At 35.8% G+C, this 15,927-nt stretch carries 14 protein-coding genes; 13 read left to right on the forward strand and 1 reads right to left on the reverse strand.

Annotated features, from left to right (window positions below; genetic code table 11):
• The first annotated feature begins 3 nt into the window (after nt 1-3).
• From C1712_RS09815 to C1712_RS09875, 13 genes are all read left to right on the forward strand, one after another.
• Nucleotides 4-1,083 (forward strand): Gfo/Idh/MocA family protein, encoded by a 1,080-nt coding sequence (locus tag C1712_RS09815; RefSeq protein ID WP_102268830.1) that lies wholly within the window; start codon nt 4-6, stop codon nt 1,081-1,083.
• A complete protein-coding gene (locus C1712_RS09820; RefSeq protein WP_180963120.1) occupies nt 1,061-1,792 on the forward strand; it encodes a polysaccharide deacetylase family protein in 732 nt (243 codons plus the stop codon). Before C1712_RS09815 ends, C1712_RS09820 begins: the two co-directional genes overlap by 23 nt.
• A gap of 14 nt (nt 1,793-1,806) precedes the next feature.
• Complete coding sequence (locus C1712_RS09825) at nt 1,807-2,691, forward strand: UDP-3-O-(3-hydroxymyristoyl)glucosamine N-acyltransferase (RefSeq protein WP_180963121.1); 885 nt, start codon at nt 1,807-1,809, stop codon at nt 2,689-2,691.
• A 9-nt stretch (nt 2,692-2,700) separates the two neighbouring features.
• Nucleotides 2,701-3,843, forward strand: a complete 1,143-nt coding sequence (locus tag C1712_RS09830; protein WP_102268835.1) for a DegT/DnrJ/EryC1/StrS family aminotransferase — start codon at nt 2,701-2,703, stop codon at nt 3,841-3,843.
• Nucleotides 3,836-4,726, forward strand: coding sequence for a UDP-3-O-(3-hydroxymyristoyl)glucosamine N-acyltransferase (locus C1712_RS09835; RefSeq protein WP_245858127.1), 891 nt, complete (start codon nt 3,836-3,838; stop codon nt 4,724-4,726). Before C1712_RS09830 ends, C1712_RS09835 begins: the two co-directional genes overlap by 8 nt.
• 5 nt (nt 4,727-4,731) lie before the next feature.
• Entirely contained in the window at nt 4,732-6,045 is a 1,314-nt protein-coding gene (locus C1712_RS09840) for a nucleotide sugar dehydrogenase (protein ID WP_102268838.1), read from the forward strand.
• A 20-nt stretch (nt 6,046-6,065) separates the two neighbouring features.
• Complete coding sequence (locus C1712_RS09845) at nt 6,066-7,025, forward strand: glycosyltransferase (RefSeq protein ID WP_102268840.1); 960 nt, start codon at nt 6,066-6,068, stop codon at nt 7,023-7,025.
• 20 nt (nt 7,026-7,045) lie between these two features.
• The gene (locus C1712_RS09850) at nt 7,046-8,125 is read left to right on the forward strand and encodes an EpsG family protein (protein ID WP_102268842.1); all 1,080 of its coding nucleotides are present in this window, start codon (nt 7,046-7,048) and stop codon (nt 8,123-8,125) included.
• 20 nt (nt 8,126-8,145) lie between these two features.
• The gene (locus C1712_RS09855; RefSeq protein WP_102268844.1) at nt 8,146-9,255 is read left to right on the forward strand and encodes a glycosyltransferase; all 1,110 of its coding nucleotides are present in this window, start codon (nt 8,146-8,148) and stop codon (nt 9,253-9,255) included.
• Nucleotides 9,256-9,267: 12 nt separating this feature from the next.
• Entirely contained in the window at nt 9,268-10,374 is a 1,107-nt protein-coding gene (locus C1712_RS09860; protein ID WP_102268846.1) for a glycosyltransferase family 4 protein, read from the forward strand.
• A gap of 59 nt (nt 10,375-10,433) precedes the next feature.
• Nucleotides 10,434-11,903, forward strand: coding sequence for a flippase (locus tag C1712_RS09865; protein ID WP_102268848.1), 1,470 nt, complete (start codon nt 10,434-10,436; stop codon nt 11,901-11,903).
• Between the two features lie 280 nt (nt 11,904-12,183).
• Nucleotides 12,184-12,534, forward strand: a complete 351-nt coding sequence (locus C1712_RS09870) for a sporulation initiation factor Spo0A C-terminal domain-containing protein (protein ID WP_180963122.1) — start codon at nt 12,184-12,186, stop codon at nt 12,532-12,534.
• 542 nt (nt 12,535-13,076) lie between these two features.
• Nucleotides 13,077-14,429: an ATP-binding protein gene (locus C1712_RS09875; RefSeq protein ID WP_102268852.1), complete on the forward strand. Its 1,353-nt coding sequence runs from the start codon at nt 13,077-13,079 to the stop codon at nt 14,427-14,429.
• 361 nt (nt 14,430-14,790) lie between these two features.
• On the opposite strand, the gene wecB is transcribed toward C1712_RS09875, so the two are convergent.
• Nucleotides 14,791-15,927, reverse strand: coding sequence for a non-hydrolyzing UDP-N-acetylglucosamine 2-epimerase (gene wecB, locus C1712_RS09880; protein WP_102268854.1), 1,137 nt, complete (start codon nt 15,925-15,927; stop codon nt 14,791-14,793).

Raw genomic sequence — 15,927 nt, forward strand, 5'->3', positions numbered from 1 at the left:
ACAATGAAATATGCACTGATCGGATGTGGGAGAATATCCCCGAATCATATAGCAGCCGCAATACAAAACGAACTGGAAATCATCGCGGTATGCGATATCGTAAAAGAGAACATGGAAAACTTATTAAGCAGATTTACATATGATTTCCATCAAACAAACCGATATACAGATTATAAAGAGATGATCCTAAAGGAACAGCCGGACCTAGTCGCAATCGCAACAGAATCCGGCCTTCATGCAGAGATCGCTCTTTTTTGTATCGCTCATAAAGTCAATGTCATCATCGAAAAACCGATCGCTATGAATATGAAAGATGCACGCATGATCTGTGAAGCAGCGGAAAAGTATGATGTCGTTGTATGTGCGAACCATCAGAACCGCTTTAATAAATCCATTCAGAAGATCCATGAAGCAATGGAAGAAAAGCGATTCGGGAAACTGTTTCATGCAGCTGCTCATGTGAGATGGAACCGCAATAAAGGTTATTATGATCAGGCCAAGTGGCGCGGTACTTGGGTAAATGACGGAGGCTGTCTGATGAACCAATGTATTCATAATGCCGATCTATTAAGATGGATGATGGGAGATGAAGTGGAAGAAGTCATGGCTTACACCGATAATCTGAATCATGATTATATTCAGGCAGAAGATCTGGGATTGGCTGTGATCAAATTCAAGAACGGCGCTTATGGACTATTTGAAGGAACGGTCAATGTCTATCCGAAGAATTTGGAAGAAACGCTGTATATCTTTGGCAGTAAAGGGACAGTGAAAGCCGGAGGGAAATCAGTGAATATCATTGAAGAATGGGAATTTGCGGATGAAAAAGAGGATGCGGAAGCAGTAAAGCAAGCGCATAGTGAAAATCCGGAGAATGTCTATGGCTTCGGACATGATCCGTTATATGCAGATGTGATCGGTGCGATCAAAGAACACCGTAAACCATTGGTAGATGCAGAAGCAGGGATGCGTGCATTGGAATTGATCTTGGCGATCTATGAATCGGCGGCGACGGGGAAAGCGGTAAAGCTGCCGTTAGGCGATATTGCTTCTACTGATTATGAAGGAAGATTCGGTGAATAAGATGAAGTTTACTTATGATGCTTACCGTAAACTGCTCTTAACTTTCAAAAACAACGGTTATCAGGATATTTTTTATCAGGAAGCGGATATGACAAAAAAGCAGGTCATTTTAAGACATGATATCGACAATTCGATAGAAGATGCCTTAAAAATAGCGGAGATAGAGAAAGAAGTAGGTATGAAGAGTACCTATTTTGTATTGATCGGTACAGAATTTTATAATCTTTTTACAAAGCGTTCCAAAGAGATGATCGAAAAAATAATCGCCTATGGACATTCCGTGCAGTTACATTTTGATGTTACTAATTATGACATCAGCTCAAAAGAGGATCTGATCCAAATGATCGAGAAAGAAATGCGAATACTGGAGATGATTACGAAACAGCCGGTCCATGTCGTGTCTTTCCATAGACCTTTGCGAGAATATTTTAATGAAACGATTTCAAATTCTTTCATTTCTGCTTATGACAAACAGTTTTTCAGCGACTTCAAGTATGTCAGCGATTCACGAAGAAACTGGAAAGATGACCCTTATGAAGCAGTGGCGAATGGTTACCGACATATCCAGTGTTTGACACATGCTTTTTGGTATGATGAAAGGGAAAGGACCGCACATGACAAGATAGCGTTATTTAAGACAAAATGTGCAGATAAAACGCAAGAAGCATTATATCAAAACATAACCGATTTAGATGAATTGATAAAGTGAGAAGGTGATGAATGATGGATGCATATGATGTCCTAAACTATCTTAATGAAAAGAAAGTCCATTATCGGGTAAATGGATTAAAGCAGATTTTGATCACACAGTATTGTCCGTTAAAAGAATTAAAGCCGCATGCGATTACATGGTTGAAGCAATATGATGCGAAAATTACCGAAGCAAACCCGGAAACATTGTTCGTGTGCAAAATAGAAGATCATACAGAGCATGGCGATAACGTCATCTTTGTAGAATCCTTAAAGAGAACGTTTTTTCGGATCATTCGTGATCTTTTCAACCTTGATGCAATGAAAGAAAGTAAGATCGAACCAAGTGCAGTCGTGCTATCCAAACAAGTAGGAGATGCGGTTTATATCGGACATCATACTTTTATTGATAAGGAAGTAACGATCGGAGACGGTACGATCATCATGCATAATGTTACCATTCAAGGAAAAGTCGTGATCGGTGATGACTGTTTGATCGAATCAGGTGCCGTGATCGGCGGCTGTGGGTTTGGTACTTATCTGGATGAAGAAGGACATCCTGAATTAGTGCCGCATCCGGCAGGTGTAACAATAGGCGATCATGTTAAGATCTTTGCCAATACATGCATCGTGAGAGGCTGTCTCTCTGATACGATCATCGAAGATCATGCAATGGTAGATAATCTGTGTCATATTGCACACAATGTTCATTTACATGAAAACGTACAGGTCGCGGCTTGTTCCGAGATTTCCGGCAGTGCAACGATAGGAAGAGACAGTTGGATTGCACCGGGGGTAACGATCTTAAACGGTATCCATGTTGGAGAAAATGTTTATACGGGAATCGGAAGCAATCTGGTAAAAGATGTGCCGGACCATACTTTGGTATATGGGAATCCGGCAAAGTCGAAAAAATAGGAGGTAGTTATGCAATTCATAGACTTAAAAGCACAATATGAAGTGTTAAAAGATGAGATCGATGCAAATATACAAAGTGTATTGGATTCAGGGCAATACATGATGGGAGATCATGTAAAACAATTGGAAAAAGAATTAGCGGAATATGTCGGAACAAAGCATTGTATTACCTGTGCAAACGGGACCGATGCCTTACAGCTTGCTTTGATGGTCTGGAACATCAAAGCAGGAGATGCGGTATTCGTTCCGAGCTTTACCTTTTATTCTACTGCCGAGGTCGTATCGCTTCTAGGCGCTACACCGATCTTTGTAGATACCAATCCGAGAACCTTTAATATTGATACAGTAAAATTAGATCAGGCGATCCAAAAAGTAAAACAGGAAGGGAAATTAACACCGAAGGTCATCATTCCTGTCGATCTGTTTGGTCAACCGGCTGATTATGAAAGCATCAGACGAATTGCCAATAAACATAAGCTGTATGTATTGGAAGATGGTGCACAGGGATTTGGCGGAACGATCGATGGAAAGAAAGCATGTTCATTCGGCGATATTTCCACTACCTCTTTCTTCCCGGCAAAACCGCTTGGCTGTTATGGAGATGGCGGAGCGCTCTTTACGGATTCAGATGAATACTATGAGTTGCTTACTTCTTTGCGTGTCCATGGGAAAGGAACATTCAAGTATGACAATGTACGAGTGGGAATGAACTCACGTTTAGATACATTACAAGCAGGTATCTTGTTACCGAAGTTAAAGGCATTCAAAGACCATGAGATGGAAAAGCGCAATCTCTTTGCGAAGCAGTATACGATGCTGTTAAAAGAGCATGTCATCACTCCATATGTGCCGGAAGGGATGGAGTCCAGCTGGGCGCAGTACACGATCCTGCTTCGATCAGAAGAGGAGCGCACCTTCATACAAGAGCGATTGAAGAAAAAACAGATTCCGACAATGATCTATTATCCGAAGCCGCTTCATCAGCAGAGCGTCTATCAGGATTACGATTTTAACTTAGATGAGTTGAAAGAATGCGAGCATGTGGCAAAGGTTTGTTTGAGTTTGCCGATGCATCCATATTTAGATACAGAAACAGTGAATTATATTGCCAATAGTTTGATTGAATGCTTAAAGGAGTATCGCCATGTTTAAGTTATCGGAATTATTTGAAGAAGTCCATCAAGATGGGTGCTTTGAAGTATTAGGAATTCTAGATTCCAAAACATCAAGACCGATGCTGACCTTTATTGAAAGCGAAAAGCATATCGATCAGCTCATGCAGAAAAATAATGTTACCTGCGTCATCACGAATGAGGAAACATACCACAGTCTTCCAAAAGAACATACTTTCGGTGTTGTTATCAGCAATGATCCCCGTAATACTTTTTTTCGCCTGCATAATTCTTTAAGTATAGATGCGTGCTATAAAAGAGAACAATTCCCAACTAAGATCGGAACAGATTGTCAGATATCGCCGCTTTCCTGTATCGCAGAACATAACGTTGTGATCGGCAATCATGTCAAGATCGAAGAATTTGTTTCTATCAAAGAAAATGTTGTGATCGGAGATAACTGCATGATTCGCAGCGGCACTGTTATCGGCGGATGTGGCTTTGAATTCAAGAAAGATGGCGATGCACAGTATCGGGTCGAGCATTTAGGCGGTGTTATCATCGGTCATGACGTTGAGATCCAGCATAACTGTGCGATCGATAGAGCCGTATATCCGTGGGATGATACGAAGATCGGTGATTATTCAAAATTGGATAATCTGATCCATATCGGACATGCAGCTAAAATAGGGAATAATGTCATGATGCCGGCCTTATCAGTGATCGGCGGCAGAACGGAAATAAAAGATCACGCCTGGATCGGAATCGGTAGTGTGATCAGGAATGGATTAGTAATTGGCACGCATGCCAGGACCAATATGGGAGCAGTGGTAACAAAGGATGTTGCAGATCATCAAGCTGTTACAGGCAATTTTGCAATTGAGCATAAGAAGTTTATAGAAAAGCTAAAAAAGGAGAATTGAGGGAAATGAAAGAACTACTATTGAATAAAATCGCAAATAAAGAAATCGTTGTCGGTGTAGTCGGATTAGGGTATGTAGGACTGCCTTTGGCAGTGGAAAAAGCAAAGGCAGGATTTCAGACGATCGGCTTTGATGTGCAAAACGAAAAAGTGGACATGGTCAATGCAGGAAAAAACTATATCGGCGATGTTGTGGATGATGATCTTTCGGATTTGGTAAAAAACGGCATGTTAAGTGCAACGACAGATTTCAGTTTCATCAAAGATGTGGACTTTGTGGCTATTTGTGTTCCGACACCGCTTGATACGCATCAGCAGCCGGACATCAGTTATGTAAAAGCAAGCTCGGAAGCAATTTCAAAACATTTGAGAAAAGGAACGATGGTCGTATTGGAGTCCTCTACTTATCCGGGAACGACTGAGGAATTGGTAAGACCGATCTTAGAAGAAGGATCAGGACTGATATGCGGTACTGATTTTTATTTAGGCTTTTCACCGGAACGAGTAGACCCGGGGAATGCAGTCTATCACACAAAAAATACACCGAAAGTAGTCGGAGCAATCGGGAAAGATGCGACGGAAGTCATTGCGGCCATGTATCGTGCGGTGCTGGATGGCGATATCCATGAAGTGTCCTCTCCGGCAGTAGCAGAGATGGAGAAGATCTTGGAAAACACATATCGGAATATCAACATCGGATTGGTGAATGAGATCTGTATGTTATGTGAAAAGATGGGGATCTCGGCATGGGAAGTGATCGATGCAGCGAAAACAAAGCCATTTGGTTATCAGGCGTTTTATCCGGGACCCGGATTAGGCGGACATTGTATCCCGCTTGATCCATATTATCTGACATGGAAGGCTAGAGAGTATGGGTTTCATACATCTATGATCGAGAACAGTATGATCATCAATGACAAGATGCCGGAATACTGTGTAGAAAGATGTTACAAGGTGTTAAACAAGCAGAAGAAAGCGATGTCAGAAGCGAAGATATTGGTGCTTGGTGTGGCATATAAGAATGATATAGATGATTATCGGGAAAGTCCGGCATTGAAGGTAATCGAATTATTGAAGGCAGAGGATGCGGATGTGGATTTCTATGATCCGTATATTCCGACATATCGTTATAAAGGAGAAAGCTATACGGGAATTAAGGGAATCGATCCGGAAGTGTTACAGGGATATGATCTGGTAGTGATCACGACCGCACATAAATCATATGATTTGGAAATGATCCAGAAGAACAGCAAGGCCATCTTTGATACGAGAAATGCGATGAAAGATTATTTTGCATATGATAATGTTGAATTGCTTTAGCAGATTAAGGATTTAATGCCATGGAGAAAAACATGACTTCCTTAAAAACAGGTATTGTAATTTTGAATTATAATACAAGTGAAGAAACGAAAAAATGTGTTTACTCAATTCGTAAATTTGAAAAGCAATATACAATATATATCGTAGATAACTGTTCATCAGACCATTCATGGGATGATTTATATCATACTTTTCATAATGATCACGATATAGTGTTACTCCGCGCTTCCCGAAATGGTGGTTATTCATACGGAAATAATATCGGTATTACAAAATGTTTAGAAGACAACTGTGATATTATTTATATAGTTAATAGTGATATAGAGCTATTGAATAGTGCATTTACGATCATGACCAAAACACTGATCAATAATCCGCATTGTATGATAATAGGGCCTTCTGTAGTAGATAACCATGGAAATGAAGTGCAACTGGCAAAAAAGAAGTTAACTCTAAGAAATTTTATTTATGGACGACATCCTTTTTGTAATATTTCCTTTTTTAAGAAGAAAGTTGATCGTTTGTATGATATACCTGTAAATCAGCGTTTTTTTATTTTTCAAGGCATGGCTTCCGGTTGCTGTTTTGGAATACGGGCAACTGACTTTAAGCAAATCCACTATTTTGATGAAAATGTATTTCTTTATTACGAAGAAGATATTTTAATTTGTAAACTTGCTTCTCATGAACGAAAGGCTATTATTGATCATGACGCAAAAGTTTGGCATAAAGAAAGTGTATCGACTAAAAAATCTGGGTTTGCTTTTATCAGATATCATCGCTGGAACAGTGTAACATATTATTTATACGAATATTTACAACTTAATTTTTTTATTAGGACATTGATATTTATTTGGAACACAGTTACATGGCTGCTGCTTTCAATACGATCAAGGACATACCGAGAATTGCTGCATGATTTTATAAAAAAGCAAACAAAACTATTGTTTAAGCGATACGATACATCTATTAAAAAATAACGAAGAAGGCGGTATTAGACATGTATTTATTATTGCATTGCTTGTTTTTACTGGGAATATCTTTATATAGTGGAATTGGTACTAAGTTTTTTCCTAAGCAACACGAGCAGAAAGTAATTATAGGAATATTATTTCTATATTCTTTACTCATTGCATTACGTCCCTTAGATACAAAAGATACTTTGGCATATGTAAACTTATATAACCAAATAGATGGTTTGGTATTGCCTGCTTTTGGTTTGTTCTCGAAAGTTAAAGGTATTGAGTATGGTTTTATCGTTCTAATGAAAATCATGAGTTTTTTCTGTATCCCTTATCAACTATTTTTATTCATCCTTGCATTCTCAACAAATCTTTTGATTTATAGTTTTTTTACTTATTTTATCAAAGTTTATTATCCGTCTTTATTTGAAAAATCAAACATATTGATCATTATCTTACTGTTTTACATTTGCAGTTATGGACTGATGTATAGTGGTGTCGCAATACGAGCAGGATTATCTGTCGGTGTAATGTTGTTGGGCATACGGATTTTAGAACAAAAACATATTAAATCAGCAATTTTACTTATGTTGATTGCTTTTTCCTTTCATAAAATGTGTATTGTAATTGTTATTGCCTACATGATTTGGAAATATATTCCAGTATTAGAGAAACGCATTTATTTTATTATTACTTTGTTATTGGGTCTGCTATTAGTATCTGGAGCTACAGATTTTCTTTTGAGAATATCACTCTCAAGTATAAATGGAATCTTAACCTTTTTAGGAATTCATGGATATAGTGCATACTTTAATAGTATTGACTCTGCCATTGGAATCATTGATTTATACTGGCTTTTTTATACTCTTGTTCTCTGCTACTTTCTCAGCAATGAAAAAGCAGATAAAAAGGTTTTTCAAATTATATTATCAGGTTTGCTCGTCATTAGCTTTTTCCATGGAATCAGAGCAATCAATCGTATTTATGACTATTTTTATATTTTTTCTATTGTTCCTATATGTAAGATGATTTATGCAGAAAACAGAAACATACGTTTAATCTCCTGTTTTTTAATATTCTGCAATGCAGTTTTAATGATAAGACTTTGCTTTTTCTAGCATGAAATGAGGTGAGTAGTATGAAAGGTATTTTTATTACCTATGTACCAACAGAAAAAGATACTACCGGTGTGGGGAAAAAAATAAGAGGCCAGATTCAAGCTTTTAATAAAAATGATCTTTATTGCAGTGAAATCACGATGTATCATTCTACAAGCAAATTGATGCGTCTTCTTTATAAATTTCCATTTTACAATGGCGCTCCGATTTGGAAGTGGGATACATGTTTTGAGCAGATCGATTATTTATATATGCGGCGTCCATTAGTTGTTTCAGGCTATATGATAAAATTCTTAAAGCGCATAAAAAAGAGAAATCCTTTCGTAAAAATTATTTACGAAATACCTACTTATCCTTATGACAAGGAATTATATTCCTTTAAGTTTCGTCATTTACTGATATGGAAAGATCGGTTTAACCGAAAAAAATTACATGATGTTGTGGATAGAATTGTCACTCTTACAGATGATAAAATTATTTTTCATACGCCGACCTTAAAAATTCTAAATGGGGTGGATCTTAAAGAAAACAGTGTAAAAAAGATAAGCAGAAATAATGATGAGACGATTCAGATCTGTGCAGTTGCAATTTTTAAGGAATGGCATGGTTATGAACGCGTTTTATATGGTTTAGCACAATATTATCATAATGGTGGCACAAGAAATATCGTTTGTCATTTTGTCGGTGATGGAAGTGAATTAGCGTTCTATAAGAAAATAGTCGATGAAAAACAGCTTAATGAACATGTTAAATTTTATGGGATGTTAAAAGATCAGGAATTGATTTCTATTTATAATCAATGTAGGCTATCTTTAGAATCATTTGGTAGTTATAAGAAAAACATCAAGATTTCATGTGGACTAAAATCCAGAGAGATGCTTGCCAGAGGCTTACCTCTAATTGCCGGGAATCATGTAGATTTATTCATGGATCGAGATTTTCCGTATTTTTTAGAATTCCCTAACAATGATTCTATTATTGATTTTCAAAAGATTATAGATTTTTATGATCGCATTTATACTACTGAAAGTGAAGAAGTTGTCATACAAAAAATCAGAAGTTTTGCTGAAAATCATGTTGATATTGAAGCAGGTATGAAAACAGTGATCGAGTACATCAAGTGCGGCTAGACGGAGGTAATCATGAAAATATGTCATATATGTTCATATTTCGATAATATTCTTTTTTCTGATTTATTTGAAGCACTGCAAAAACAAGAAATAGATGGAAGAGTTTACTATTTTAAGGCTAATGGATATCCACCAACAAATGCTGATCATCCATATGTTGATTTGAGGTACTGCTTTGAAGATCATCAAAAATATTTATTTCATTGGAAACACAGTAAAGTCTGGAATGATTTTAAGCAGTATGGCAGTACGCAAACATTCGATTTATTATTTGCTCATTCCCTTTTTTCAAATGGTTATATTGCGTATAAATGGAAAAAAGAAAAAAATATCCCTTATATTGTATATGTTCAAAATACCGATATCAATGTATTTTTCAAGTATAGACTGTTTTTACGTAAACTCGGATTAACAATACTAGAACATGCTGATCGAGTAGTTTTTGCTTCAGAAAGTTATAGAACCACATTATTTCAACAGTATGTAAAAAGTAAAAGGCAACGAGAGCAGCTTATGAAGAAATCGGTAATCATCCCATACGGTATTAACGATTTATTTTTCCATAAATTCTCAAAAAAGCCAAAAGAAAAGAGATCGGAAATTAAAATTCTTTGCGTCGGCTTGATTTGCAAAAATAAAAACCAAATCACCCTTCAAAAAGCAATTGAGATTTTAAGAAAAAAAGGTTTAGATGCTTCCCTTACTCTTATTGGAAAGCATCAAAATGATCATATTTATCAATCACTGTGTAATTGTGAGTTTGTCAGAATTGTAGAGTATATGTCAAAAGAAGAATTACTAAAATACTATAGAGAAAGCGATGTTTTTTGCTTACCTTCATTAACAGAAACCTTCGGATTGGTATATGCAGAAGCAATTTCACAGGGGCTACCGATTTTATATACAAAAGGACAAGGATTTGATTGCCAATTTCCTGAAGGAACAGTCGGTTATCACGTAAACGCAACTGATCCATTTGATATTGCTAATAAGATTATGTTAATTTGTAATGAACCCAATAAATATAATGCTTGTATAAGCAATGCCAAAAAATTTTCATGGGAACGCATCGCATATGATTATAAAGTGCTATTCAATTCTGTTATTCAAAAACAATAAGCTGAGCAGCATGAAATAGGGCAACACTAAAATTCGTTTTTTAGGAAAGGAAGGATATTATGGGGAAAATAAAGTCTGTGCAATATAATTTTATTATGAATTTTATATTAACATCTTCTAATTTTTTATTTCCTTTGATTACCTTCCCTTATGTTTCTAGAGTGTTAATGGCAGCCGGTAATGGGAAAGTGTCATTTGCTACTTCTATTGCCAACTATTTTATTATGGTTGCATCTTTGGGTATACCGACTTACGGAATTCGAGTATGTGCAAAAGTCAGAGATGATAAAGATGCACTGTCTAAATCAGTTCATGAATTATTGATCATAAATCTGATAATGACAGGTATAACAACAATATTGTTTTTAATATCAATAGTTACTGTTGACAAACTTTATGCAGAAAAGGAATTGATGTTCATAAATCTTATTGGTATGGTACTTAATACATTTGGAGTAAACTGGCTATATTCGGCGTTGGAACAGTATAGTTACATTACGATTCGATCTATTGCATTCAAAGCTTTATCAGTCATTTTAATGTTTTTATTTGTTTCGCAACCAAGTGATTATATTATTTATGGAGGCATTACCGTTTTTGCTACAGCAGGCTCGAATATCTTGAATTTTATTAGGATCAAAAAGTATATTTATTTGAAAAAATATGATCATTATGAATTTAGACGTCATATAAAACCAATCTTACTTTTTTTCGCACAAAGCGTTGCTGTTGTGATAAATACAAATCTGGACTTAGCTATGTTAGGTTTCTTAAAAGGTGATGTAGATGTAGGGCTATATACTGTCGCAATAAAAATAAAGTCTATTCTTGTAACACTGGTTACTTCATTGGGAACAGTGTTGCTCCCAAGACTTTCTTATTATGTTGCTCATCATAAAATCGATTTATTTGAATGCTTAATTAAAAAGGCAACAAGCTTTGTTTTAATCATCAGTATTCCATTATCAGTTTTCTTCATCGTTATGGCAAAAGAAAGTATTTTATTTTTAGCTGGCGGTGGATATCTTGAGGCAACTTTTGCCATGCAGCTCATTATGATATGTGTTATTATTATCGGATTAACCAATATAACAGGTATCCAAATTTTAACTCCATTAAATAGAGAAAGAGAAGTTTTACACTCTATTGTAGTAAGTGCGATTATCAATATTGTTACAAATTCAATTTTTATTCCGCTCTATGGCATAAACGGAGCGGCACTTTGTACGGTTGCAGCACAATTATCTGGTTTTATAGTGCAATTATATGTGATTAGGCAAACACCATTCCACAACATTTTTAATTATGTTGAAATATGTAAGATCTTATTTTGCTCGATCTGCCCGATCATTTTACTTTTGATTGTAAAATCATCTATTGATACTCCATTCCTTTCTCTGTTTGTTGGAAGTTGCTTTTATTTTGGTATATTTTTATTACTTTGCGCATTACTTAAAATTGATTTAGTACAAAATACATTACACTCATACTTTAAGAAAATCAGTAATTTCTTTAATCTTAAAAGATGATTACAGAAAACATATATTCACAAAAAGATAGATTATTCATGTTGATTCACGTATTTTCATGCATTCAACTCAGTCAAGTTATGTGTTAAAGGGCAATTTTAACTCTAAAACACTCATTTTTACCCTTTTTCATACATAATTTTTGCAATCAAAACAGCAAACCCCCTAAAAAAACAAAAAAATCAACTTTTTCTTGTAATTCGACAAAATACGCGTGTAAAAATCTGGAAATGTAGTATAGTAATAGATGTGTTCAGCTGCTAAGGGGAGGTTTAGAGAAATGAATATTAGAATAGTACAAATGTTACGCATCTTAGGAATACCAGCACACGTGAAAGGCTATGAATACATTAAGACAGCTATTATGTTGATGTACGACGATGATTCTTATCGCTACAACATAACCAAACGATTGTATCCGAAAATTGCAAAGATATACGGAACTACACCGGCAAGAGTTGAACGCGCAATGCGGCATGCAATCGAAATTGCTTTTACAAGCGGGAATATTGAATTGCTGTATAAGATCTTCGGTTATACGATTGCCTATCACAGATCAAAAGCAACAAATTCGCAGTTCATTATTACTATACTAGAAACGCTAACACTATCTGACTTAAGGTTTTCGTAAAAAGTAACAAATACGATACCTATTAAAACTATACATATTCTAAAAAAACTAAAAAATTATACACGGAAAGAGAAAGCAGTTTGAATACTAAATTAGGTTGGGCACTACATGAGCAAGTGCATTGAAATAGAGTATGCCCACCAAAAAAAGCGCCTTATATTGTCCACGGAGGACCACAGAGAAAAGGCGCTTTTTTTATTTCATATTTACTTTAGATGGATTAATTACTTTATTTGGCTTAAGTAAATGAGTGGTAGATCTAACGATAAATTCATACTATAAATGTATACTAGTGAAATAATATTTCCGCTTAACGATAGTGTCATAATTTTAATGAATTTTTTGATTCTCTCAGACTTCTTTTGTTTTCAACAAATACATGCAAAGTGTGCTTCATTTATTATCTTTTTTATTTTGTCCTATCGCAAACCATAAATAAATGACCTATTGTTTGAAAAGTGTATATTTTAGATGTATAAAATCATTGAAAAGTGTATATATTATGGTTATAATTTATTTGAAAAGTGTAAGGAAGTGATTTTATGTTGTATAGAAAAATAGAGCATTCCATTAAAGCACATCTTAAATCAAGCAGCAGTAAGATACTGCTTGTAGAAGGTGCTCGACAAATAGGAAAAAGTTTTATCATCCGCAAGGTCGGTCAAGAACTATTTCAAAACTACATTGAACTGAATATGGTTGAAGATAAAGAATATAATCACCTATTCGAACATGTCCATAGTACAGATGACTTTTACATAGCAGTAAGTTCTATTGCAGGAGATAAAATGGATCAAAAAGAAAATACGCTGATCTTTATCGACGAGATTCAAGAATATCCTCAATTATTGACATTACTTAAGTTTTTACGTGCAGAAGACAAATACACTTATATAGCAAGTGGTTCTCTTTTAGGCTTAGCACTTGCTGAAACAACTTCCATCCCGATCGGATCAATAGAAAGAAAAAGAATGTATCAACTTGATTTTGAAGAATTTTTAATAGCCAATGGAGTTGGATTTGATGTAATTGAAAATATGCAAAACCATTTTAGAAACAGAGTATCACTGAATGAAAACATCCATAATCATATTATGAGTTTATTCCGTCGTTATTTAATTGTCGGTGGAATGCCGGATTGTGTAAATGAATACTTGGCTTCAAGGAATGTAGCATTGATCAGGCAAATACAGACGGATATTATCCGCTATTATCGGGCAGACGCAAGTAAGCGAGATGAATTAAAGAAGCTAAAAATCAGACGTATTTATGACATGCTGCCTTCTACTATGCAAAGTACCAAAAAAAGGATTGTCGTAAAAGACATTGAGGGCATAAAAGGCAAACGCTATCATAACTATGCAGATGAGTTTGATTATTTAATCAATAGCGGTATCGCCAATGATGTAAAAGCAATTTCGAACCCAACCTTTCCGCTTTGTCAGTCAGAAGATAAGAACTTATTAAAACTGTACATGAATGATGTAGGATTGTTATCCTGTTTGCTATATCAGAATAATACTAAGCCAATTTTAGATGATGTGCGGTCGATCAATTTGGGTGCATTATATGAAACTGTGATTGCAAGCGAATTGAAAGCCATTGGCTTTGAGCGTTTGTTTTATTACGATAATCGAAAAAATGGTGAAGTAGATTTCTTAATCGATGATTATGATACACTTTCTGTCTTGCCAATCGAGGTAAAAAGTGGAAGAGATTATCAAATACATCATGCTATTACAAAATTCGTGACCAATAAAGATTATCCGGTAAAAGAAGGCATTGTATTATCTAATAACCGAGATGTCGTTATTTCTAATGATATCGTATATTTGCCAATTTACTATTGTATGTTTTTGAAAAATGAGGTGGAAAATGCAGAACTGTTATTATGATCGGTAAAGAGATTGACTTATGCGAAATTTCTATTTCGTAATAATAATCCAGTTTATTGTCTGCATAATTGCATAGATAAAATCGGAAGTATTTAAGCAAGGTATATTATTCTTTTATTGGAGAAATTACATAATTTATAGAGTAATTTGATTTATAACTACTATAAGTGTATGTTTGAGCTCTGTTTTCATAAAATCCATTACTTTGATGCAAAAAAGCATTCCTCAAATGCCGGTTTTGGCTTTAGGGGAATGCTTTTGATCATTAGTATTTCATGGGAATAAAATCTATGTGAATTGTTTGAAATTCTATTACTTTCAAATAATATATTTCTCGTATTGTAAAATGCAAATAAGCATTCTATTTTCTCCACACCATCTTGTTTACAACACCGGTATAAGACTGTATCAGTTTTACTACCTTATTGCTTACATCTTCCTCATATACCGGTACCGGTATTCCATTGTCTCCATTCTCATTCATCGCAACTGCTAATTCTACTGCCTGTTCTACTCCCCCTTCATTGATCCCTGCTAATACAAAACATCCCTTGTCCAATGCTTCCGGCCGCTCTGTGCTTGTCCTTATACAGATAGCCGGAAATGATTCTCCTATTGATGTAAAGTATGATGATTCTTCCGGTAATGTCCCACTATCGCTTACCACCGCATATGCGTTCATCTGGAGATGATTATAATCATGAAAGCCTAACGGCTCATGCAACCTGACTCTCTCATCTAATTTGAAATCTCTCGCCTCCAAATATTTCTTGCTTCTTGGATGACAAGAATAAAGTATCGGCATATCATATCTCTCTGCCAGATGATTGATCGATGTAAACAGTTCCATAAAGTTCTTCTCTGTATCGATATTCTCTTCCCGATGTGCGCTTAACAAGATATAGTTCCCTTTCGTCAGCCCTAATCTTTCCAATACATCAGAAGATCGTATCGCTTCTATATTGGCACGCAGCACCTCTGCCATCGGTGATCCCGTTACATAGGTTCTTTCCTTCGCTGTTCCTTCCGCATTCAGATATCGTCTCGCATGCTCGCTGTAACATAAATTCACATCGGCAATATGATCCACGATCCGTCTGTTTGTTTCTTCCGGCAGACATTCATCAAAGCATCTATTTCCTGCTTCCATATGGAAGATCGGAATATGCAGCCTCTTGGCGCTGATCGCACTTAAGCAGCTATTCGTATCTCCTAATATCAATAGCGCATCCGGCTTTACTTCACTCATCAACCGATAGCTTTTCGCAATGATATTCCCGATCGTCTCGCCTAGGTCCTGTCCCACTGCATCCAGATAATGATCCGGCGCTCTTAATCCCAGATCATCAAAGAATACTTGATTCAAGCTATAATCATAGTTCTGTCCTGTATGGACCAGTATCTGATCAAAATAACGATCACATTTCTTGATCACCTCTGAAAGACGGATGATTTCCGGTCTAGTGCCTATGATGGTCATCAGTTTTAATTTTCTCAT

This window comes from Massilicoli timonensis (genome assembly GCF_900199515.1).
Taxonomy (GTDB): Bacteria; Bacillota_I; Bacilli_A; order Erysipelotrichales; family Erysipelotrichaceae; genus Massilicoli; species Massilicoli timonensis.